The 23,435-nt window shown below is 41.1% G+C and carries 14 protein-coding genes and 1 riboswitch; of the genes, 6 read left to right on the top strand and 8 right to left on the bottom strand.

Translation table 11 applies throughout. The features are described from left to right. Positions 1 to 99: 99 nt before the first annotated feature. Positions 100 to 2,739: a DNA topoisomerase (ATP-hydrolyzing) subunit A gene (gyrA, locus tag F0227_RS17180; protein ID WP_171754473.1), complete on the bottom strand. Its 2,640-nt coding sequence runs from the start codon at positions 2,737 to 2,739 to the stop codon at positions 100 to 102. A gap of 482 nt (positions 2,740 to 3,221) precedes the next feature. On the opposite strand from gyrA, the gene ubiG reads away from it, so the two are divergent. The 4 genes from ubiG (at position 3,222) to F0227_RS17160 (ending at position 8,206) form a co-directional block, all read left to right on the top strand. Next, the gene (gene ubiG / locus F0227_RS17175; protein ID WP_171754472.1) at positions 3,222 to 3,932 is read left to right on the top strand and encodes a bifunctional 2-polyprenyl-6-hydroxyphenol methylase/3-demethylubiquinol 3-O-methyltransferase UbiG; all 711 of its coding nucleotides are present in this window, start codon (positions 3,222 to 3,224) and stop codon (positions 3,930 to 3,932) included. 391 nt (positions 3,933 to 4,323) lie between these two features. Then, complete coding sequence (nrdA, locus tag F0227_RS17170) at positions 4,324 to 6,609, top strand: class 1a ribonucleoside-diphosphate reductase subunit alpha (RefSeq protein ID WP_171754471.1); 2,286 nt, start codon at positions 4,324 to 4,326, stop codon at positions 6,607 to 6,609. Positions 6,610 to 6,708: 99 nt separating this feature from the next. Next, the gene (gene nrdB / locus F0227_RS17165; protein WP_171754470.1) at positions 6,709 to 7,842 is read left to right on the top strand and encodes a class Ia ribonucleoside-diphosphate reductase subunit beta; all 1,134 of its coding nucleotides are present in this window, start codon (positions 6,709 to 6,711) and stop codon (positions 7,840 to 7,842) included. Between the two features lie 85 nt (positions 7,843 to 7,927). Then, entirely contained in the window at positions 7,928 to 8,206 is a 279-nt protein-coding gene (locus F0227_RS17160; protein WP_171754469.1) for a 2Fe-2S iron-sulfur cluster-binding protein, read from the top strand. On the opposite strand, the gene F0227_RS17155 is transcribed toward F0227_RS17160, so the two are convergent. Both F0227_RS17155 and F0227_RS17150 read right to left on the bottom strand, forming a co-directional pair. Beyond that, positions 8,182 to 8,502, bottom strand: a complete 321-nt coding sequence (locus tag F0227_RS17155) for a hypothetical protein (RefSeq protein WP_253822126.1) — start codon at positions 8,500 to 8,502, stop codon at positions 8,182 to 8,184. The two genes, F0227_RS17160 and F0227_RS17155, sit on opposite strands and share 25 nt — an antisense overlap. A 229-nt stretch (positions 8,503 to 8,731) precedes the next feature. Next, a complete protein-coding gene (locus F0227_RS17150; RefSeq protein ID WP_171754468.1) occupies positions 8,732 to 9,973 on the bottom strand; it encodes a CinA family nicotinamide mononucleotide deamidase-related protein in 1,242 nt (413 codons plus the stop codon). 320 nt (positions 9,974 to 10,293) lie between these two features. On the opposite strand from F0227_RS17150, the gene F0227_RS17145 reads away from it, so the two are divergent. Continuing rightward, positions 10,294 to 10,803, top strand: a complete 510-nt coding sequence (locus tag F0227_RS17145; RefSeq protein WP_171754467.1) for an ACT domain-containing protein — start codon at positions 10,294 to 10,296, stop codon at positions 10,801 to 10,803. A 287-nt stretch (positions 10,804 to 11,090) separates the two neighbouring features. Then, positions 11,091 to 12,833: a methyl-accepting chemotaxis protein gene (locus F0227_RS17140; protein ID WP_171754466.1), complete on the top strand. Its 1,743-nt coding sequence runs from the start codon at positions 11,091 to 11,093 to the stop codon at positions 12,831 to 12,833. Positions 12,834 to 13,048: 215 nt separating this feature from the next. Here the strand turns inward: F0227_RS17140 and F0227_RS17135 are convergent, their stop codons facing one another. The 5 genes from F0227_RS17135 to F0227_RS17115 all read right to left on the bottom strand — a co-directional run bounded on the left by F0227_RS17135 (position 13,049) and on the right by F0227_RS17115 (position 22,834). Then, a complete protein-coding gene (locus F0227_RS17135) occupies positions 13,049 to 14,344 on the bottom strand; it encodes a rhodanese-like domain-containing protein (protein ID WP_171754465.1) in 1,296 nt (431 codons plus the stop codon). Positions 14,345 to 14,433: 89 nt separating this feature from the next. After that, positions 14,434 to 14,760: a hypothetical protein gene (locus F0227_RS17130; protein ID WP_171754464.1), complete on the bottom strand. Its 327-nt coding sequence runs from the start codon at positions 14,758 to 14,760 to the stop codon at positions 14,434 to 14,436. A gap of 31 nt (positions 14,761 to 14,791) precedes the next feature. Then, complete coding sequence (locus tag F0227_RS17125) at positions 14,792 to 15,391, bottom strand: cytochrome b/b6 domain-containing protein (protein ID WP_171754463.1); 600 nt, start codon at positions 15,389 to 15,391, stop codon at positions 14,792 to 14,794. A gap of 18 nt (positions 15,392 to 15,409) precedes the next feature. Next, positions 15,410 to 17,029, bottom strand: a complete 1,620-nt coding sequence (locus F0227_RS17120) for a tetrathionate reductase family octaheme c-type cytochrome (protein ID WP_171754462.1) — start codon at positions 17,027 to 17,029, stop codon at positions 15,410 to 15,412. Positions 17,030 to 17,548: 519 nt separating this feature from the next. Continuing rightward, the gene (locus F0227_RS17115; protein WP_171754461.1) at positions 17,549 to 22,834 is read right to left on the bottom strand and encodes a diguanylate cyclase; all 5,286 of its coding nucleotides are present in this window, start codon (positions 22,832 to 22,834) and stop codon (positions 17,549 to 17,551) included. A 291-nt stretch (positions 22,835 to 23,125) separates the two neighbouring features. Beyond that, positions 23,126 to 23,317: riboswitch (cobalamin riboswitch) on the top strand. Positions 23,318 to 23,435: the final 118 nt, after the last annotated feature.

Here is a 23,435-nt window from a genome sequence, read left to right as displayed (position 1 = left end):
GTCATGTCAAACTTGCCAATTCGAGATGTCTAATTTTAACATTTAAAGCAAAAAAAAACCGGGCTAATTGCCCGGCTTACATCAAGATATTAACTAAAGTTACGCTTCAGTATCACTAGAATCATCTGAACCATTATCTTGTTCTACTGAATTTTCTTCTAAGTTAGAAGCCTCTTCAGTTTCAAGTAGTTCACCTTCTTCTATTTCAGCTTCATCAATTTCATCAATGCGCTGTAGAGCAACCACGTTCTCATCTTCTGACGTTCGAATCAATGTAACGCCTTGAGTATTACGACCTACCTGACTTACTTCAGCAACACGAGTACGTACTAATGTTCCTGCGTCTGTGATCATCATGAACTCATCGCCGTCTTCAACTTGAACTGCGCCAACTACTGGGCCGTTTCTCTCTGAAACTTTAATAGATACAACGCCTTGGGTTGCACGACCTTTGGTTGGATATTCTTCTAATACCGTACGTTTACCATAACCATTTTCAGTCACAGTCAGTACATCACCTTCGTTTGAAGGAACGATTAGAGAAACAACCTGATCGCCATCAGCAAGTTTCATACCTCTAACACCAGATGCTGTACGTCCCATTGCACGTACTAGTTCTTCTTTAAAGCGAACAACTTTACCGGTTTTAGAGAACAGCATAATGTCACTTTCACCATCAGTGATATCAACACCAATAAGCGAATCGTCATCGCGTAGATTAACTGCAATAAGACCGTTTGAACGAACTTTAGCAAACTGATCAAGAGAGGTCTTCTTAACCGTTCCATCACCTGTCGCCATAAAGATATACTTATCTTTAGAGTACTCAGAGACTGGGAGAATCGCCGTAATACGTTCACCTTCTTCCAATGGAAGAATATTTACAATTGGCTTACCACGAGCAGTACGTGTTGCTTGAGGTAACTGGAACACCTTCAAGCTATATGTCTTACCACGAGTTGAGAAGCAGAGAATATTATCATGAGTATTTGCGACAAGCAGACGCTCAATATAATCTTCATCTTTCATCTTAGTGGCGCTCTTACCTTTACCACCACGACGTTGTGCTTCATAGTCATTAAGAAGTTGGTACTTCACATAACCTTCATGTGACAGCGTAACCACAACATCTTCTTGCGCGATAAGCTCTTCCATATCCATATCATGGACAGCGGCCGTTATTTCTGTGCGACGTTCGTCACCAAAGCCATCACGTACTGCGACAAGCTCTTCACAAATAACTTCCATCAAACGTTCAGTGCTAGCAAGAATATGCATTAATTCAGCAATAACATCGAGAAGCTCTTTGTATTCATCAAGAATTTTCTCGTGCTCAAGACCCGTCAGTTTTTGTAGACGCAAGTCTAAAATAGCTTGGGCTTGTTGCTCAGTTAAGAAATACTGACCATCACGAATACCAAACTCTTCTGCTAACCAATCTGGACGAGCGGCATCTGTACCTGCTCTCTCGAGCATTGCTGCAACATTACCAAGGTCCCAACCACGTGAAACTAAGCCAGCTTTCGCTTCTGCTGGTGTTGGAGCACGACGAATCATTTCAATGATTTCGTCAATATTCGCTAGAGCCAGAGCTAAGCCTTCAAGAATGTGTGCGCGATCCCGAGCTTTACGTAGCTCATAGATAGTACGACGAGTAACCACTTCACGACGGTGATCAACAAAACACTTCAGCATCTCTTTGATGTTGAACAGTTTAGGTTGACCATTATCTAGAGCAACCATATTGATGCCGAATGTCGTTTGAAGCTGAGTTAGTGAGTAAAGGTTATTAAGAACAACCTCTCCTACTGCGTCACGCTTACACTCGATAACAATACGCATACCATCTTTATCAGATTCATCACGAAGAGCACTAATGCCTTCCACTTTCTTATCTTTTACCAGCTCAGCAATTTTCTCAATTAAGCGAGCTTTGTTAACTTGATAAGGAATCTCAGTAACAATAATGGTTTCACGACCATTTGCAGCGGTTTCAATATCCGCTTTAGAACGCATGTAAACTTTTCCGCGTCCTGTTTTATAGGCGTCTACTATCCCTTTACGACCACTGATCATTGCGGCAGTAGGAAAATCAGGACCAGGAATATGTTCCATGATTTCATCAATAGTAATGTCTTCATTGTCGATAAATGCAAGACAGCCATCAATAACTTCCGTCAGGTTATGTGGTGGTATGTTTGTTGCCATACCTACCGCGATACCAGACGAGCCATTTACCAATAAGTTCGGTACTTTAGTTGGTAAAACAGCTGGAATTTGTTCTGTACCATCATAGTTTGGTACATAGTCCACCGTTTCTTTATCAAGATCTGCCAACAGTTCGTGGGCAATCTTCGACATACGAACTTCGGTATAACGCATTGCCGCAGCAGAGTCACCGTCAATAGAACCAAAGTTACCTTGGCCATCTACTAACATGTAACGCAGTGAGAATGGCTGAGCCATACGTACTATTGTGTCGTATACGGCACTATCACCATGTGGGTGATACTTACCAATTACGTCCCCGACAACACGGGCAGACTTTTTATATGATTTGTTCCAATCATTACCAAGAACATTCATCGCAAATAAAACACGACGGTGTACTGGTTTAAGGCCATCACGCACATCAGGAAGAGCACGACCTACGATAACTGACATCGCGTAGTCTAAATATGAACCTCTCAGCTCATCCTCAATATTGACGGGTGTGATCTCTTTAGCTAGATCGCTCATAGAGCCATTATTCCTCTATAGTTTGATCGTATATTCGATACGTACAAGGAGGGAAAATATAACACAGTTTGTTGTGGTACGGCATCCCTTTCATTCACCTTTTATAATGTTGTGACATTGGTTTAGAATCTGATGTACAAAAAAGCATCAACTTGGAGTTATACATTTGATTAGAGGCTAGTTTTTAACCATTCCAACACGGTTATCTCCAACAATACACCGAATAAGCGCAATTTAAATTTGTCGTCAACAGCCTCTAATTGCTCTTTTCAGCTCTAACTAGGGTCTTTTGACCTTTCCCGTATGTTTTTGTGGCTTTATGCCGGTGTTTTATACAAAGCCGCGTCTGTGCCGTGTCGTCATTGACACAAAACGCGCTCCATTTTGCCATCCTGCTATTTGAGCGAGTCCTAACGACAATTTTGAGCTCACACAACAATATGGTTATAATCCGACGATTCGCAGTCAGCTAGTTAGATAATATGCAACAATCAATAAATGTAGATCCCGATGAAATAAAGAAATTTGAAGATATGGCATCTCGTTGGTGGGATTTGGAAGGTGAATTTAAGCCTTTACATCAAATCAACCCACTCCGACTTAACTATGTTTTAACCGGCTGTAATGGACTCTTTGGCAAAAAGGTTCTCGATGTGGGTTGCGGTGGCGGCATTCTCGCAGAGAGTATGGCAAAAGAAGGTGCCGAGGTAACAGGGTTAGACATGGGGAAAGAGCCGTTAGAAGTCGCTAGGCTGCATGCATTAGAAACCGGGACATCATTACAATACATTCAAAGTACCATTGAAGACCATGCTAACGAGCACCCGGCCAGCTACGACGTGGTTACTTGTATGGAAATGTTAGAGCATGTTCCTGACCCACTGTCTGTCATAAAGTCGTGTGAAAAATTGGTTAAACCTGGCGGTCATGTCTTCTTTTCAACCTTGAATAGAAACATTAAGTCTTATCTGTTTGCTATTGTGGGCGCGGAACAGTTACTCAAAATCGTCCCTAAAGGTACTCATCATCACGATAAGTTCATTAAGCCTTCTGAACTACTTAAAATGGTTGATCAAACCGCCCTTTTCGAAAAGAGCATCACTGGACTTCACTACAACCCGCTCACTGATAACTACCGATTAGGTAGCAATGTAGAAGTGAACTATATTGTGCACACACAGCTCGCACAATAATGTAATTAATAGCCGGATCTTTCTATTGGTTTTGAGTAAGATCACACTGATGAAGTTTCGGCTAAAATCAAGGAAAATATTTTTTATTTTATTTTTATTTTTGTTTTGATCGAATTGACATTTTTCCTCGCTAATTCTCGCCTATTTCCATCAGTTAGCAGCTACTAACTGTTTTTCAATTTGTCCATATCCTCAGCTAATCTCCTTAATGTTAGTGTATTGAAAAATGATCAGAGTAAGACTATCTTGTACTCGCTCAAACAAATAATCCCTATATATAGTGTTTTAGTGATTTCACTGTTGGGGAGCAGATCACATGAGTCCTTATTGATTTTTGACAATAACTACAAAAAATGGACGTTAGTCAGTATTTTTAGGAAATTAAACCATAATGAATCAACAACTCACCGTTTCTAAGCGTAATGGACGTAAAGAAAATATAGATTTAGAAAAGATCCATCGCGTTATTACCTGGGCAGCTGAAGGGCTAGAAAACGTCTCAGTATCTCAAGTAGAAATTAAGTCGCATATCCAATTTTATGACGGTATTACCACCTCAGACATTCACGAAACTATTATCAAATCAGCGGCTGACCTTATCTCAGAAGAGACGCCAGATTATCAATATCTCGCCGCTAGATTAGCCGTTTTCCATCTGCGTAAGAAAGCTTACGGACAATACGAGCCACCTACTCTTTATGATCACGTTTCTAAACTTGTAGAGTCCGGAAAATACGATAAGCATTTACTAGAAGATTATAGCTATGATGAATTTGTAAAATTGAATGACATCATAGACCACAAGCGAGATTTGGATTTTTCTTACGCAGCGGTTAAGCAGCTTGAAGGTAAGTATTTTGTTCAAAACCGTGTCACCAAAGAGATTTACGAGAGTGCTCAGTTCTTATATATCTTGGTTGCCGCTTGTCTGTTTGCAAAATATCCGAAGAAGAACCGTTTAGATTACATAAAACGCTTCTATGATGCGGTTTCTACTTTCAAGATCTCGCTTCCTACACCAATTATGTCTGGTGTTCGTACGCCAACTCGCCAGTTTAGCTCATGTGTGCTTATTGAGTGTGACGACAGCTTGAACTCTATCAATGCAACGGCAAGCTCAATTGTACGTTATGTTTCTCAGCGCGCAGGTATTGGTATTAATGCCGGTCGTATTCGTGCATTAGGATCTGAGATTCGCGGTGGTGAAGCATTTCATACTGGATGTATCCCATTTTACAAATACTTCCAAACGGCAGTGAAATGCTGTTCACAAGGTGGAGTACGCGGTGGCGCGGCCACGGTGTTCTACCCAATGTGGCATGGTGAAGTTCAATCGCTAATGGTGCTAAAAAATAACCGTGGTGTTGAAGAAAACCGTGTTCGTCATATGGATTACGGTGTACAGCTAAATAAGACGATGTACTCTCGTCTTATTAAGGGCGGAGACATCAGTTTATTCTCTCCATCAGATGTTCCCGGTTTGTACGATGCGTTTTTCCAAGATCAGCAAGAGTTTGAGCGCCTTTATACTCAGTACGAAGCAGACTCATCCATCAAGCGTGAAACCGTTAAGGCTGTTGACCTGTTCTCTCTTCTCATGCAAGAGCGCGCATCTACTGGTCGTATTTACATTCAAAACGTCGATCATTGCAACACTCATAGCCCGTTTGATCCGGCTGTCGCACCTATTCGTCAATCGAATCTTTGTCTTGAGATTGCCTTACCGACTAAGCCATTAAACAATGTAGAAGATGATGAAGGTGAAATCGCTTTATGTACGCTTTCTGCATTCAACCTTGGCGCCATTGACTCGCTGGATGATTTTGAAGAGCTTTCTGAGCTTGTTGTTCGCGCTTTAGACGCATTGCTCGATTATCAAGACTACCCTCTTCCAGCTGCATATAAGTCAACAATGAACCGCCGAACCTTAGGTGTGGGTGTGATTAACTACGCTTATTACTTAGCCAAAAATGGTGTGAAATATTCTGATGGCAGCGCTAATGGCCTAACACACAAAACATTTGAAGCTATTCAATACTACCTGCTGAAAGCATCAGTTGCGTTAGCGAAAGAGCAAGGTGCCTGTCCTCTCTTTAATGAGACCAGATACGCGCAAGGCGAACTGCCAATTGATACCTACAAGAAAGATGTGGATTTAATTTGTGACGAACCTCTGCACTACGATTGGGAAACATTAAGAGAAGAGATTAAAACGCACGGATTAAGAAACTCAACCCTAACCGCATTAATGCCTTCAGAAACCTCGTCTCAAATTTCTAATGCAACGAATGGTATTGAACCACCGCGTGGCTTTGTTTCCGTTAAGGCGTCTAAAGATGGAATCCTAAAGCAGGTCGTTCCTGAGTACTTATCGCTGAAAGATCAATACGAGTTGTTATGGGATATCCCTTCAAATGATGGTTATCTTCATTTGGTTGGCATCATGCAAAAGTTTGTAGACCAAGCAATCTCATCTAACACCAATTACGATCCAACTGATTATGAGAGCGGCAAAGTGCCAATGAAGCAGTTACTAAAAGACCTGCTTACTGCCTATAAATTTGGCGTTAAAACTCTCTATTATCACAACACCCGTGATGGTGCGAGTGACGGCCAAAATGGCGATGTTGCTCAGGCGCAAGATGATGATTGTGCCGGTGGTGGTTGCAAGATTTAACCGATAAAATTGATAACATATCTGGCTTAAACCGGATAATAAAAAAGTATAATTTTCCCTTGAGCAATCAAGGGAAATCTCAAAAGGAATTCGTATCAAATGGCTTACAGTACGTTTACACAAACTAAAAATGATCAACTTAAAGAACCCATGTTCTTTGGCCAGCCGGTTAACGTCGCTCGTTATGACCAGCAGAAATTTGAAATTTTCGAAAAACTCATCGAGAAACAGCTGAGCTTCTTTTGGCGTCCAGAAGAAGTTGACGTATCTAGTGACAGAATCGACTACAACAATCTTCCTGAGCATGAAAAGCACATTTTTATCAGCAACTTAAAGTATCAAACGTTGCTGGACTCCATTCAAGGTCGTAGTCCGAATGTGGCATTACTACCCTTGGTTTCACTGCCAGAAGTAGAAACTTGGATAGAAACTTGGTCATTCTCTGAAACAATTCACTCACGTTCATATACTCATATCATTCGTAATATCGTCAATGAGCCAAGTGTCATTTTTGATGATATTGTCGAAAACGAACAGATTCTAAAACGAGCTAAAGATATTGCTCACTATTACGATGAGCTAATCGCTTTAACCGCCGATTATCACCGCTACGGTGTCGGTCAGCATCAAATCAACGGAGAAACCGTAACCGTTGATCTCAATGTTCTTAAGAAGAAACTATACCTCTGCTTAATGTCGGTTAATGCACTTGAAGCCATCCGCTTCTATGTAAGTTTTGCTTGTTCTTTCGCCTTTGCCGAGCGTGAGCTGATGGAAGGAAACGCGAAAATAATCAAGCTAATTGCTCGTGATGAAGCGCTGCATCTTACTGGCACTCAATACATGCTTAACTTACTACGCAATGGCCAAGACGACTTTAGCTTTATGCAAATCGCCGAAGAGTGTAAACAGGACTGTTTTGACCTATTTAAAGAAGCGGCAGAGCAAGAGAAAGAGTGGGCAGAATACCTATTTAAAGACGGTTCTATGATAGGTCTGAATAAAGACATTCTTTCGCAATACGTTGAGTATATTACCAATACTCGAATGCAAGCTGTTGGTCTCGCTCCTGCTTACCCAGACGCCACATCTAACCCGATACCATGGATTAACGCTTGGTTATCCTCTGATAATGTTCAGGTAGCCCCTCAAGAAGCAGAAATCAGCTCTTATCTGGTCGGTCAGATAGACAATGAAGTTGACGCTGATGATTTTGAAGACTTCGAACTATAGAAGCCCCTTCAATTACACAACTTGATTTAGCGCTAGCCCTCTATTTTTTATGGCTAGCGTGTTATTCACTCAAACACGTGTCCCTATGTATAAAATAAACATTACAGGTTTGTCCCCGATTCTAGCGTCTTCAAATAAAACACTATTGGAGAATATGGAGTCAGCAAATTTACAACCAGAATATCACTGCCGAGATGGTCATTGTGGTGCGTGTAAATGCACTTTGGTGTCGGGGGAAATTGAAGAGATTGGCTTTAAAATGGCCTATACCTCTGAGGGAGAAATATTACCCTGCATTAGCAGGGCAAAAACTGATCTATTGTTAGAAAAGGTAAATTATCAAATTAAAGCAAAATCAGCTTGATTGGATGAACGATCACTGAAGCAGAACTGGTTAATCCCTTGACACATTTCAATCGCCACTCCATTTTTCAGCACTTTCTCCGCATTGGTTTGTGAAATAGATTTATCACCTATGCAGCGGCCACCATCATCAAATAGAGATACTCGATACCCTTGAGTAGACGATGATCCAAGATCAAATGGAAGATCAACCCATAAAGAAATAACATCCATTGACGTAGATTTATTCGTTTCACCGAGAAGAATTCGCTCTCCGGAAACCTCATACCACACTTCAATTTTAGATTGACAAAGCATACTCAAACCTCCTGCCTTCCTTGGGTGAGTTCGTGTTTACTAAACGAACAATATTCAGTTTAAAAGTTTTTGCAGTAATAGCTAGGAGAAAGTTCAATCTAAATTGTTACAATGTCATTAACCTGTTATTTAACAACAACATAAGCTTTAGATTAATCCGTTATAAGCTAAGCGGATTAATCTCATTTATTTGTTATATTCAGTAAGTTTAAGGAGTTACAAGCGAGAATTAATCACTTAAAATTGCGCCCGGAATAAACAACTCTTTTTCACGAATAATCGAACTATATTGACCAAAAATCGGCTTATTTTCTTGCATTCTTCTGAGCATATCCAGAGTCAAATAAGCAATAAGCTCTCTTTGATCTTGCCGATCATATTTTCGCTTCAAAGAGATCACTTGTCCCCACTCTCCTGCATCGGAAGAAAGCGCCACTGCGACTTGATTTTCGATCAATTTACCGACAGACAAACCAATATCCGCATCGGTTTTTTCTTTAATAGCGGCTGCGAGTGCTAATGCAGAAGCTAGCGGATCATTATCTGCAATATCTATATGATTGGCATTATTGAGCACCCAACCTTGAACCAAATTGTTGTCGGTTTTCTCATTACCAGTAAACAAACTCGTTAAATGGCCACCAGTAGCAACCTCAGATATAGACACTTTGCTTCCACTGTCTGTTATCAGCCCCCCGATGTTACTCAACATCTCTTCATCTATGCTGACAACATTATCACCCAAGTGAGCATAAATAATCTTTAACAGCGACAGTCGTTTCTGCTGTTCATTTTGAGGACCAAACAGCTTAACTTCAATAAACGGGATATAGGACCGGTAACCCAACTCGAACCCATCAGGCAAAGTAAGATTATCCAGCAAATCAGAAATACCAGACTCAGATAAACCCATGGTATACATTCTGCTGACTTCAGAAGGCGCAATTTGAGAATAACTCGCCACTAAAGTCGGCAATATCTGCTGTTCTACCATTATCTTAAATTCACGCGGAACACCTGGAGTAAAGAAAAACCACGTGTCGTTGAACTTAACACTAAAGCCACATGCAGTGCCAACAGGGTTGTCTATTAGTTCCGCGCTTTCAGGTAGCATGGCTTGTTTTAAATTACTCTCTGGCATCTTGCGGCTACTTTGTTTGAACATAGATTCCATTTGCGCCACCCAGCTATCAAACAGAACCAATGGTTCTCCGGCAGCATCAGCTATGGCTTGTGCTGTAATGTCATCAGACGTTGGCCCTAGCCCACCATTTACAATCACGATATCGTGATTAAAACTCAAATTTAATAGTTCATTTGTCAGAGCGGAGAGTTGATCGCCAACCGTTGAACGCTTAGAAATAGACAAGCCGTTTTGATAAAACAGGCGCGACAACCAAGCAGCATTTGAGTCAAGAATATCACCATGTAATACCTCTTCCCCAGTACTTAACATTGCAATTTTAAGCATATTGAATAACAACTCTTTTATATGAAAAACACCTTGATAAAACTACGCTAAAAACCACACCCTTGTCGAACCCTAAAAGCAACTTTTTCTGATTCGTAATCATATTTAAGATTGAGACCCAGTCTTAATTAGCAATCAGCAAAACGTAACCTGATACATAAAATTATCGGAAATGTTTGATATGAGTCCATTTTTGCACTGGAATTAACAAGATATACCACGCAATTCTGTTTTTTAAGCCTACACTAAGAATAAATAACACTCGATTTCATAGACTTAGCGTGTCGTTATCATTACGTTAGCCCATGGAGGGTTCTAATATGAACAAAGTATTTATAGTAAGTTTTGTTGGCCAAGCCTCCCCTGCAACCATTAGAAAACTGGCCGAAATTACTCATGAAAATGGAGGAAAATGGTTAATCAGTAAAGTTAATTTTATTGAAGATCAAGTAGCGGCTGTTATCAAAGTAGATCTACCAGAAAAGAACGAAGACACCGTTAAAGCCGTCTTTAAAGAAAATTCCAACCTGTTGGTTCAGTTTACTGATAGTGATTCCATCGAACATAACAAGGACGAAATATACCAAGTCAGATTAGACGCGACAGATCGGGCTGGTATCGTTAATGAGATAACGCAGGTATTAGATACCCAAGGCATCAACATTCTTGATATGGATTGCCAACGGGTATTTATCGCCGGTGGCGGTGGTGTGAGTTCTAGTCTATTTACCGCCAACATGGCAATCCGTTTACCGGAACCTGTTAGTATCGATGATGTGACAAAAGAACTAGAGTCATTAAGTAACGATACTCGTGTCATTTTGTCCTAATTTCTCCTTTCTCAGTAGCCCAAAAAGCCCGATTTGGGCTTTTTGCGCAAAAACGGTCAACTTTAACCGCTGAATTTCTTATGCTCGTCCCTTTCAGCTTTACAGTATTTCGTGTTGTCCATCACAGAAATAAAACTCCCATGTAAACAATCTGTTATTAACGTCATTTAAGTTTCAAGTTTTACTTATCCCTTGCCGATTAGTGATGAGCTTCATATTAAATAAGTGTGGAAAGCTATATCATCGCTTTTCATTATTCAACAAAAATGGACAAATGTTGACGCACCATGAAAAATATCTCTTTTAAAGCTAAGGTTTTAGCACTCGTTGTTGCCATAATATCAGTTTCTGTACTCACCTCTTACTTAAGTGTTAACTACTATATAAGCAGCTATATTTCTCAAACTGATACTGAGAACATTCGTTCGCAGTTGGACTTAGTCAAAAACAAACTGGTCAGTGATATCGACCACAACGTAAAACTGGCTCAAAGTTCTAACTTTAGTATTATGGAAATCCGCAAAACATTAGATGCCGCGGGCTATGCTGATATCGTTAAAATTTCATACGATCTGGTATTCAATAAAGACGGTGGCATTGATGATGATGCGTTAAGCAGCAAATACCTTGAACAGTTAAAACAAGCGAACGGAAAAATCGTAATCAGCGACATCTTTTTTAAAGATGAGTTGCCGATGATCAGCATTGTTGTTCCAAGAGACGGTGCGGGTGGCGATATTTTCTTCGTGGATCTCAGTAGCGTTCAGCAGACTCTTCAAGATTCGTCTGTTGACGGAAGTTTTGTAGAACTCTCCGATGCCAATGGAAACATACTGTTTAGTAATAAACAAGCCGGTGACCTGATCCCCGTTCCGAGTAGCTTCGACGTTGGTGGCAAACAGTGGAACTTAAACGGCTACATCGATAAGCAACATATTCAAGATAATACAGATAGCCTAAATGGCGCTATCACTATTGCACTTCTTATTGCCGCAGTGATCATTATTCCTTTAAGTGTCGTGTTAATTAATATCGCCTTTAAACCTATTGTTTCATTACGTGAGGTTATTACCGATTTAGCTAATGGTAGCGGCGATCTTACGCACAGGCTTGAAGTCGAGTCCAAAGATGATTTAGGCAAGATTGCAGATGGCATCAATAAGTTTATTGAGAACTTACAAAAAATGATGCTTGATGTCTCTTCATCCAGCCAAAACATTAGCAGCGAAATCTCACTGCTGGAAGATCAGGCCGACTCAAATCAAAAACTTTTGGCTGCTCATAGTTCGGAAATGGAAATGGCGGTCACTTCAATTAATGAAATGAGCTCTACAGCCGATTCAGTAGCAGAAAGTGCCGCTACAGCCGCGAAGCAGACACAAGCAACAAATACTGAAGCAGAACAGTCTAAAATCGTGGTTCAGCAAGCGGTAAACAACGTAACCGCCTTGGTTGATGAAGTTGAGCATACTGCCCAAACCATCTTAAATATGAACAAAGATACTGAGCAAATTGCAGAAGTACTCAACGTCATAGGCGAAATCGCTGAGCAGACAAACTTGCTCGCACTGAATGCCGCAATCGAAGCTGCTAGGGCTGGTGAACAAGGTCGTGGCTTCGCGGTCGTGGCAGATGAAGTAAGAGCACTTGCAGGTCGAACTCGTCAAAGCACATCAGAAATCGGTGAAATGCTAGCTAAATTAAGAACCGGTTCTGAAGCGGTGGTTAATAGCATGGAGTCCACTAAAACAAGTTGTGAGCAGACAGCAGAGACAACGTCTCATGTTATGAACTCGCTAGACTTAATGACGGACTCCGTTATAGAAATCAATGATCTTGCGGCGCAGATTGCCACCTCAGCAGAAGAGCAGAGCTCAGTAACGGAAGAGATCAACCGCAATATGACCGCCATTCAAGATATGATTCAAACCTTGAATGCCAATGGTAGCGATACTGCAAACAGTACTCATCAGCTAACAGGCACAAATGCACAGTTGGTAGGTATCGTGGATAAGTTTAAACTGCAGTAATGAGCTTTATTGCACTATTTAATGATGTAACGACGCTGTCAGGTCAAGGAGAGTACAGAGGGAACTGTCCTCTTTAGCCAAGTTATCCGGAATAAAGTCGTCTGGAATAAGGTTGCCTGGCATCGAAATGAACATAAAGAAACGACATCGCAATGATGTTAAGCCAAAAAAAGGCCTGCGTAAGCAGGCCAAAGGCTCGAAAAAACACACTAATATTAAAACAGTTCTAAGCCATTCTCTTTTGCTACCGCATCAAATGTATCGTTTAAAAACTTAACGTTGCTATAGCCATTTTTTGTTAGCATTGTATAAGCTAAAGAAGCTCTTGCCCCAGCGGCACAATGCAGCACGACAAGCTGGTCTTTTGGCACTTTAGCTAGGTTTTTATCTAAAATATTCAAAGGAATATTAATCGAGTTCTTCAATTTACCATGAGCAACTTCGTCAGGATTTCGGACATCAATAATGGTGCCCTTGCCATTTTTAGCGACATCGACAAACTCACTGATTTCGACTGCTCCTTTGACCGGTTTTTTAACGTAATTCAGTACAGTTGCAATATTGCTAGAGTCTATCGGCAACTTAGCCGATTGCCACTCATTAAACCCACCCGCTAGAATGGCAACATTACTAAACTTCCAGAAAGTTAAAATCTCAAATGCTTCAATCGCTTCGTCAGCATTTTCGGTATCAGCAATTATCGCAATCGGCGCTTTTTTGTCTCTCAAGTCAAAAATCGTACGTTTATTTGTCGCCAGTTTTTCTCCATTCCATTTCTCATGCATTGCAGCAAGTTTAGATGCCGGATAATGTACCGCTCCTTTAACCGTTGTTGATGGGTTTTCACGCACGTCTAAGATAATGTGGTGGATATCAAGATTATTTTTTAGCCAGCCATTGTTTACATGGGCTGGATAAACGTCCCCTTTCCAAGCAGGGAAACCTTCGACATAAGCTTTAACATTCGTGTAGCCATTCGCTTTAGCAATTTTCAGAGCATTAGGGCTCAACGGACAAGTGACCCCACCACAGTAAAATACCACGAGCGTATCTTTGTCTGTCGGTAACCAATTTAAGTTTTTCGCTAATTTATCTGAAGGCGTCGCTTTAGAGGTTGGAATATGACCAATATCATACTTGCCTTTAGGGCGGGCATCACCAATGAATACTGTCTCACCTTCATCTAACATATCGGCTAATGTATCTGTGTCTATCACTTCCTCAGGAGGAAGTTTAACTAGGATACGTTTTATTTTAGTTGCTACGCCCTCGCTATTTAAGGTTGCTTTAAACTTGGTGTTTACGGTTAGATCTTTAAATGATTCCGCGGCAACTAATTCTGTTTCATCAGTGTATTTCACCACTTTAACCGCTTTGGTTTTAGGATTAAGGTACTGAATTACTTTTGATGAATGAATAATTGACTGGATCTTTCCTGTTACCTCTTCCGCAGAAACGGAAAGGGGTAAAGCAAAAAGTAATAAGGTCACAATCGCTGGTACTTTGAACATATCGTCCTCCAAAAACTTTACCGGCTCCTTACTGCTGATTTCGGCAAAGCTATAAATGTGCGTCACAGTTGTATTTAATTAACTAGCCTTTAATCACATGCTGCCAATTCACCGCTATCAGCGGCGTATTTCATGGCAAAATCTCTAACATCAGGGGCAATTTCTTGAAACTTTTCACTGGATAGAAATTCAGCTGAGTCAGGATGTTTTTTGCTGTATGTTTTAATGAATTTTTTGGCATCTTTTTTAAAGTATCGCTTCCACTCTACTTTCAAGTGCTGCGAAGCAAAGTCTTGGCCGTTATAGCCAAACAAAGGTCTTAAATAGTCCAAGTAATCTTGTTGACCTTTTGCTGCATCAGCATAAGACGCGCAAGAAAAAATCGTTATCATCAAGCCTAAAATTAGTTTTTTCATTATGGTTACCTCTTATTCAAAATAATAAAACTTATTCGTCATTCACTGTTTCCTTCCCCGTTACCATCGCTTTCAAATGACTCGATAGCTTGGCACCCAGAGTGATCAGGTATAGATGTATTATTAAAAAAGCGATGATGCAGTAAGCGCAAAAAGTATGGATAATGGCCACCACTTCAATGCTCTCCATCACACCTGCCGCCCGTAATTCGGGAAAGAAGAAAAATAGTAATCCCGTTATCACCTGCAGCGGAACCAAGCCAAATAAAAGTCCCAAATAGGCAATACGTTGTAGCGGATTAAATTTGCTCTGCGGTGTCATATGATGAGGGTGTTTATCGCCAACAAAGACACCATATAAGTAGTAGCGAATCACTCCGTCTATGCCTTTCGTTTCAGGCACAAACTGTTTCCATTCTCCGGTAGTAAATACCCAAGTAAAAATCAACACCACCAGCGCTGCCCATATAAATCCAGACCACTGATGAAGCTCGACACTGCTGCCAAAACCGAACAGTACAATCAAACCATGCAGTTCAAGCCCAGTTGCGATGAGTAACAGTACCAACACCGCTTGAGCCCAATGCCAGAAGCGTTCAAAACGTTTAAAGATAATCATTGTCTTATTCATCTTATAATTCCTTTGTCTCTACTTCTTCATGGTTGCTGATCGACGGCGTATGGACACTATTCTGCTTATCGCATGAATAACCACCAGTAAGAGCCCGCCCCATATTGCGATGGCACCAAACCACTCTACAAACCTGTTGCTGTCTCTTCCTACTAGGTAGAAGTCATTTAAGCCATTTAACCGACTGTCTCTACTGTGACACTCAACACAAGGCACCGATTGCTCACTTGGCGCAACCATATGCTTGATAGGCCAGTATCCATTGGTTTCTATGAAATCGTAGTTGCCACTAAATTCAACATGATTCAGTTTGGCTCCCGCAGCCAATGCTTTGTCCCAATCAAATTCGGTCCAAAATGCCCCTGTGCCTTTTCGACCATATAGCTTAATAGGTAGAATATGATTGAGTTCTGTATCAAACGGCTGCTTGCCTTTGTGGATTTTAAATGGCCATATGCGGGCATCTGGATCATTGTAATCGCCGCTAGGAGGGTTGATATCGATCGGTGCCTGACTAGGATCAATCGTATCAAGCAAGGTCATCTGTTTAAGTTCGCCTTTGTACCAACGATATTCTGGTACAACATTTTTGCCCCACTCAAATGTGCCTTTCTTGCTCATGTACGCATGATTCACCACTCCATCGAACTCTTCATCGATACTGAATGGCTTACCATCCTTAAGTTGGCCTGCTGTAGACCAATCCCAAGACAACTTAGTGAGATAAGGGCCGCGTGCCATTTCAGGAATATGGCAAGATGCGCAGGCTACCTTCGCAGTATGAGCATCTATATCACGATCGTTATGGGGCGTTGCGCTATGACAAGATTCACAAGAGACATTGTTGCCATCCCGTTCACTTCTTCCTTTATTCATATCATGATCAATAAAGGCTTTTCTGTCGTTATAACGACCCGATATTTTGTGATCGCTGGTGGTGTGGCAGTCCTGACAAGAAAAGTTCAGTTTCTCCGGGCTCATATGTACGTCTAAAGCAAATTCAGGCTCTATCAGAGAGAGATCCGTATCACCATGTTTAACACCGTTACCACCACCTCCAACAGCATGACATGCTAGGCAGTTTTCTCTGTCTGGCGTACCGACATGTTGAGCGACATATGCGAGATCCACTGCTTTCTTCAGCTTACCGCCAACCATAGTGTCTTCGTAATAAGGGTGACCCGATGAAGCAGCCGATTTTTTATAAGTACCCGTTGTGTCGTGGCAGACTAAACAGTCAACATTTTCTTCCGCTTCTAAGTCGAAATCTTCATTTCTCCACCCATAACCGGTATGGCATTGAGTACAACTTTCGTTTCCCTTCGCAGAGACACAGTAATTGTTAAAGCCATTTTCAGCTTTACCAACCATCACGCCATCCACTTTTTTCGCCCAGTTCCAGTGAAAAGTTTTATGCATCTGTTTAGACGCTTCCGTATGACACTCCAGACAAGCTTCGGTTACATCGGGAGCGTAATCAAACTCTTGATCTAGAACCTCAAACGTAGAGTGATCTGCGGTACTGGCTATGGAAGAAATGGGTTTACTTGATACTGGTGTACTCTCTGCGCTAGAAGCAGATAACCACGAGCTATAAAATAATGTGATAACAATTATCGAGGCAAATAGTCTTTTCATTTTCTGTCTCACCTTCTCTGGAGTGACTTAGTGACTTAAACAGATAAAATAAGCTCAATCTAATTCATCAATCACTTAATTACCTATTACTAATATATACTCAATAACCATGGTTTGTATAAGGAATAAGCATTGTTAAATGCAAAGCTTCAACGCTGATCACAATTATTTTTTAAGCGAGCGAAAATCGGTTTTTGATATACATCAAGAAACCAAAATTAATTCAATAAAAACAAAAAGATAAATATTTTCAGTCGGCAGAAATTGTTAATGGAGATTTAACAGTTTTTTGATAGAAATGGGGATATTTACAGAGGAATAAATGAGTGAACAGCTAGCCATACAAATACAATAAGAGCTCAATTTCATATAAGGCAAAAATTTTCATTCCTGCTAAAAAAGCTATTTAATCTCCACTCAGGGTATGGAGATATAAATAGCTTTTCTGTTTAAATGGCCTTTCTCTTTAAAGGGTATTACGCATTTACTTCGCATTACCGTTTTAAACCGGTAACTCGACTACTTAATATCAGTTTGTACCTGATTTCGTCCTTGCTGCTTCGCTTGATACAACAAACTGTCTGCACGATTAAGTGACTCTTGCAGTGATTCACTTCTCTTCCAGCGTGTAAGACCAATACTAACGGTAAATTGAATTTGATGTTGTTCAGCCAAAACCGTCATTTTTTCAACCAATTCGACAATACGCTGAACAACCTTAACCGCCTCTTTTGGCTGAATATGGCTTAAAACTAGACCAAATTCTTCTCCTCCAAGACGGCCTAATATATCCTTGTCACGCAAATGAGATTGTACATACTCGGTAAATTGTCGCAGTACTATGTCACCAGCGGTATGACCAAAAGTGTCATTTAACCCTTTAAAATTATCAAGATCGAGCATTGCAACTGACAGCGAAGTATTCGCTTCAACTATGCGAAGATTATTGGCATTTCGTTTAAAGGCACGCCTGTTCTGCGCTCCGGTTAAAGGATCGGTAAAAGCTTGATGCTTTAATCGTTTCTCTTTCTCTTTTCTATCGGATATATCACTGATTGTGACAAACAGCCCAACACCAAAATCCAACTCGATTTTAGTGACGGACAAGGTCGCCCAGAAGGGCTTACCATGGTATGTCTTCATTTCACATTCAAAATCGGTCACTCCGCCATCAATATCAAGCTGAGAAAACAGACGTTTTCTATCGTCTTGGTCAACATAAAACTGACTAGCATTCACCTGTTTTGATTGCGCTTCACTGAGCTCTAAACACTCAAGTAAATGTTCATTTCCTTGGACTAAGCGTCCTTCAACCGTGGTAATACCAAAGGGAACAGGCAAGGTTTGAAGAATAATTTCTAAATGTTTGTTCTTCTGATTCAGCTCAGAGGTGCGCTGCTCGACCGCTTCTTCCAGTTCTTCATTCTGCTTTGACAGTTGTTTAAAATACTGTGAATTTTGATAACTAATCGCAAACTGGCCGGCCAATAGTTCCATGATTTGCACACGTTGAGCAGTAAACAGATTTACCGTTTCTGTATGCTCTAAATATAAAACACCAATTAAGTTGCTGTGGACAAACAGAGGTAAAGAGAGCACGGACCGAACCCCTTTATCAACAACATAGCGATCACGGACATGTTGATGATCGTTTTGCGCATCTTTTATCACCAGTATCTTACGACTGTTTAAGGTATAAAACAGAATCGATTCAGGCACGGCTGATTCCGGCGCAACCGTTTTGTCAATCTTTCCATGATGGCATGATGCTTTTTGCTGCCAAGCCCCCTCCTCTATCTGATAAAAGCAGACATGTTGCGCACCTGTCATGGAGGCTGTCTTAGTCAATATCCGATTAATTAAGTCTAACAATAACAAGGGCTGTGAAATATCTTGGCAAGCCGATATCACCGATTGCCAGTCGAGGTACTGAACGGAACTGGTGGCGGGCTTGTAATCTCCGGTGATAAATACTCTATCTATTTCAATACTTTTAGAGTAGGCACCCCATTTGTTATAGAGCAGTTTGGCTTGCTCTAAATAGGCATTCCCTATAGCCTCTTGCTCAATTTTTTTTCTGAATAGCCCTGCTCTTTCGTTCGCAATCGCTTGATATAGTGCAAAGCCAGCATTAGCCGATGCGGATATCGATTTCTCATAGGCGTTAAACGCATTTAACTCGTCACCATGCGTCGCATAGAACTCCGCACTAATTAGGTAATAACCTGCAGAGAAGTTATCTGGATTGAGCTGATACCATTGTTTGTATTTTTGCCATGCCTGCTGCAACCAGCTTTCATAATGAGGCGTGACCGCACTAGGGTTAGATTGTTTCAGCGCCAGGATACACAGGATATTAAATTGGGTATAAACCGCTTCATGGAAAATCCCTTCATCAAGATCATCTGGCCCTAACTCCTCCGCTAAGGTAACCGCAAGTGTTTGTTGATAATTAGCAAATAGGTAACCCTGCAGCAGACGTCCCAGCAACCTATCGTACTTACCACACATATAATTGGTTTGTTGGTAGAAACTGATCGCTTTGTCTTCAAATCCGCTTTCATGACTTAGGTTTTTGGTGTTGTCTAGTTTCCCTTCTAGAATCTGTAAGAAGTTCCGCTGTAGCGTACTTAAATAAACTTGAGCGGGCTGTTTGATTTCTTTACAGATATCAATCACTTTTTCTACTCGAGTCACCATCATATCTAGAGAGGGAGCACAAATAAGATCAGCGTAAAAGCCAAATATATAGGCGTGCACACCCCAGTAATAATCGCCTTGCTCAAAGCATTGCTGAAACGCTGTTTCCCTTAATTCTCCACTCTTTTGTAGTGGCAGTTGCCAAGGCATAATGAAGTTACTTCTCATCATGGATAAGCGCCCTTCAACCATGGGGTTTTTAGGGTATTGCTTGCTGATTTCTTGCGAACAGCGGGTCGCTTCAAAAGCGGTATCGTAGTCTTTCAAAACCTTAGTACACAACAAACCGTACATGGTGTAGATATAACTAGAGTAGGCAGAATTACCGTGCTGCTGCGTCAGTTCTAATAACTTCAAAATAGTCATAGGAAAGAGCAGTGAGCCCGAGTTATAACAGCAAGGTTGCATTGCCATTAAGATATCAAGCGTCAGTAGAACACTTTTATCTTCGACACTGTGCTTTTTAAGTAGGGCATCAAATGGGGTTGTTGCCAAACTGTTTATCGCTCCCGATATAGCCTGTTGCAGTGCATCCGCATCGTCACTAATTGAGCAATTTATATTATCAAGAGCTTTAATTCCCTGCTCTATCGCCCTTGTCAGTTCGCCGTAACGTGTATATTGCGTAATCAATATAACTTGCAGTTGAACATCCTCTTCATCACTTAGCGCGACGCTTTCTAATTCAACCCGGTACTTTTCTGCCTCTTTATATCGACCAGACAGATAAAGGCACTCTAACTTCTCAATGGCTGCGCTATTCCCTATCTCGCCGGCGCTCTTGCTGTCTAAAGCCAGCATTTTAAACAACTGATTAAAGAAGTTAACGGAAGTAGAGTAAGCATTGGATGCTTTGGAGCGCCTTGCCGCGAGGAGATTTAAATAAATTAACTGCTGTTTCTGCTCGCTATCTAACAGTTCATGAACATAATTTAGGTGAGAAACCACTTCAAAGCAGTGCTCATCTTTATCGCTACTACTCGCCAGCATTCGATCAAGCAGCAAGTTGCCCACTTGGTAATGAATGGCTTTTTTATCGCTGTCATTCAATTGCGAATAGGCCGCTTGCTGGACACGGTCGTGAAGAAAGCGTACCGCATTAATTGTTTCAGAGCCGGAGGCGACTTTGGTTCTCAAAGATGTCATAAGCCCAGCGTTCAAAGCGGGTTGAAGCAGAGCAATCGTCTCTTGTGCCGATTTCCCCTCCGTCAGTTCAATCACAATGTCTAACGCCACTGACGAACCTACGCATGCGGCCTTTTCAATAATTTCCTTGGTTGCATTTGGTAACCGCTTTAACTTTTCAGTCATCAGATCAACAACATTATCGGTAATATTCTGAAGCTTAATCTGCTCAGTGGACCAACGCCATTTCTGAGCTTGATAGTCAAAACTTAGCAGATCTTGTTGATACAGTTCTTGTATAAACTGGCGAAAGAAAAACGGATTCCCTCTGGTTTTTTGATAGATCAGGGCAGACAATCGCGTCACATCCGATACTGGCCGCTGCAAAGTATCCGCACAGATCTCAGTAACAATGCTATTGGCTAAAGGAGAAAGGGTTATTTTTTGCAGTTCAATATCAGCCTGTTCTATACCGAGAAGCATTTGACTAAATGGGTGGCGTTCATCCACTTCATTATCACGATAGGCACCTAAAATGAGGCAATGGCGACTCTTTACATCGGTAATCAACAGCCGTATTAACTGAATACTCGCGGTATCAGCCCACTGTAAATCATCAATAAAAAACACTAAAGGCCGATAAGCGCTGCAAATCACATGAATAAAATCTAAGAATACTCGATTGAATCGATTCTGCTGCTCCTCTGATCCTAACTGAGATAGTTCAGGTTGAGGCCCAAGCAACAATGCCAATTCAGGTACGATATCGATGACCACCTGACCATTGGGATACAAAGCTGTATTTATTTTGTCCCGCCAATCATTGACACTGGCCTCTGGCATAGAGAGCAACTGCTTAACCAATTGAGTTAACGCCTGCTGGATAGCTCGATAAGGCATGTCCCTCTGATATTGATCAAACTTACCCGTTAGATATAAACCATCTGAATCTATAATTGGGCTCTTAATCGCATTCACTAAAGCCGATTTTCCAATGCCTGAATAGCCGGCAACAAGTATGGCTTCAGATCGCCCATTTGTGACACGGTCAAACGCACTTAGTAATATCTCTATTTCCGCTTCTCTTCCATAGAGCCTATCGGGAAGTATTAACCTATCTGATAATGAGCGACTGTTCTCCTTTTCATCTAGTCTTTGTAACGGCATTTCAATCGTCGCTACAATGTCCTTTAGCACCCCTGCGGCACTTTGGTAGCGCTGACTCGGCTCCTTGTTAATCAAACCATTAACAAGTTGAATAATATTGTCTTTATGCTCACTGTCATCTAGCCCTATCAGCCGATGCTCAAAATGCAGTTTTTTACTAATGTGCGCGTAACCTATCTCCTCTTCGTTAAGTAGTTCGTTATAAGGAAGCTGTTCCGTAAACAGCCAAACTAACACACAACCAAGAGAATAAAGGTCAACACGATTATCTATAGGTCGATCTAAAAGGTAATTTTGCTCAGGTGCCAAAAATCGGGCATCGGCATTATAGGGATAGAATGCACTAATACCGGTAGATCCTTTGGGACAGATCCGTCCAGAACTAAAGTCCACCATAACTGCTGACGTGAAGTCATCACTTAATAAAAATACCGAAGGTCTAATTGAGAAATGAAATACATTATTGGCATGAACATCAGCAAGAGCTGAAATGAGTGACTTTGCAATGGTTATCTTCTGCTGAATCGATAACTTAGCCAAATTGATCTGAGATAACTGCCTAGGGTGTGACAGCAGTAAATGCAGCGACGCATCAGCGTCTTGCTGGCTAGATAGCTTGGGAGCGCCCTTTCCTGCCAGCTGATTTAAACATAAGATTTCGTTTCTTTTTGCTAACGATATCTGAAAAGTTTCTGTCTGTTTCGACCAAGAACGACACCATAACTCATCGCTATTCGCGCATGGTTCAAAAAGCAGGAAATTTTCTCGATAAAAACTTACTTTAGAAACATGGTTTACTACTTCTTCCGTCACAATAATCAACCCTTATAGGTACAGCTCTAAATCCTACATCTTGAAACTATTTGAGCATATACATTTAAGCTTAACATAAGATTTATTAATGACATGGCTAATCCGAATTTTTATAGCAATTAATGACTCACTTATCAGTAATAGCCTTAAAGGGGATAAATCTGGCGCCTCTTTACTGTTACTTTTCCTATTGTAAATGACCTTTTTGCACCAAATTTCAATCGATTAAGATAAACTTGACCTATCTCACGAACAAGCATTCGGTTAATAGGCACACTAGCCTAGCCTAAGGTAAAACACATTTAATCTGGCATCATTAGAATTGAAGTGTTTTTTAATAGGGAACCAAGTGAGAAGCTTGGGCTGTACCCGCAACTGTAAATGGCGAGTGCCTAGCGACAATGTCCACTGTTAATCCGGGAAGGACAGTTAGAGCACAGCGACCCATAAGCCAGGAGACCTGCCTTTCGGTAAATATAGAACTCTGTTCTACCCAAAAAACATGCGAGCGGGTTACTCGACTATATCCATTAAATTAGAAGTCATCTCTTTTAATTAATCTGTTTCCCTAAGCCTGTTTTTGATTTAGCAATTACCTTTC

The sequence above is a fragment of the Vibrio sp. 99-8-1 genome, from assembly GCF_013114595.1.
In the GTDB taxonomy this organism is placed as follows: Bacteria; Pseudomonadota; Gammaproteobacteria; order Enterobacterales; family Vibrionaceae; genus Vibrio.
This window is presented reverse-complemented; position numbering and strand designations above follow the sequence as displayed.

What these genes read in the sequence shown, in the direction of transcription:
- F0227_RS17130 (WP_171754464.1), bottom strand. Translation starts at nt 14,760, where the DNA reads ATGAAAAAACTAATTTTAGGCTTGATGATAACGATTTTTTCTTGCGCG.
- F0227_RS17140 (WP_171754466.1), top strand. Translation starts at nt 11,091, where the DNA reads ATGAAAAATATCTCTTTTAAAGCTAAGGTTTTAGCACTCGTTGTTGCC.
- F0227_RS17155 (WP_253822126.1), bottom strand. Translation starts at nt 8,502, where the DNA reads ATGCTTTGTCAATCTAAAATTGAAGTGTGGTATGAGGTTTCCGGAGAG.
- F0227_RS17120 (WP_171754462.1), bottom strand. Translation starts at nt 17,029, where the DNA reads ATGAAAAGACTATTTGCCTCGATAATTGTTATCACATTATTTTATAGC.
- F0227_RS17125 (WP_171754463.1), bottom strand. Translation starts at nt 15,391, where the DNA reads ATGAATAAGACAATGATTATCTTTAAACGTTTTGAACGCTTCTGGCAT.
- F0227_RS17145 (WP_171754467.1), top strand. Translation starts at nt 10,294, where the DNA reads ATGAACAAAGTATTTATAGTAAGTTTTGTTGGCCAAGCCTCCCCTGCA.
- F0227_RS17160 (WP_171754469.1), top strand. Translation starts at nt 7,928, where the DNA reads ATGTATAAAATAAACATTACAGGTTTGTCCCCGATTCTAGCGTCTTCA.
- gyrA (WP_171754473.1), bottom strand. Translation starts at nt 2,739, where the DNA reads ATGAGCGATCTAGCTAAAGAGATCACACCCGTCAATATTGAGGATGAG.
- F0227_RS17135 (WP_171754465.1), bottom strand. Translation starts at nt 14,344, where the DNA reads ATGTTCAAAGTACCAGCGATTGTGACCTTATTACTTTTTGCTTTACCC.
- ubiG (WP_171754472.1), top strand. Translation starts at nt 3,222, where the DNA reads ATGCAACAATCAATAAATGTAGATCCCGATGAAATAAAGAAATTTGAA.
- nrdB (WP_171754470.1), top strand. Translation starts at nt 6,709, where the DNA reads ATGGCTTACAGTACGTTTACACAAACTAAAAATGATCAACTTAAAGAA.
- nrdA (WP_171754471.1), top strand. Translation starts at nt 4,324, where the DNA reads ATGAATCAACAACTCACCGTTTCTAAGCGTAATGGACGTAAAGAAAAT.
- F0227_RS17150 (WP_171754468.1), bottom strand. Translation starts at nt 9,973, where the DNA reads ATGCTTAAAATTGCAATGTTAAGTACTGGGGAAGAGGTATTACATGGT.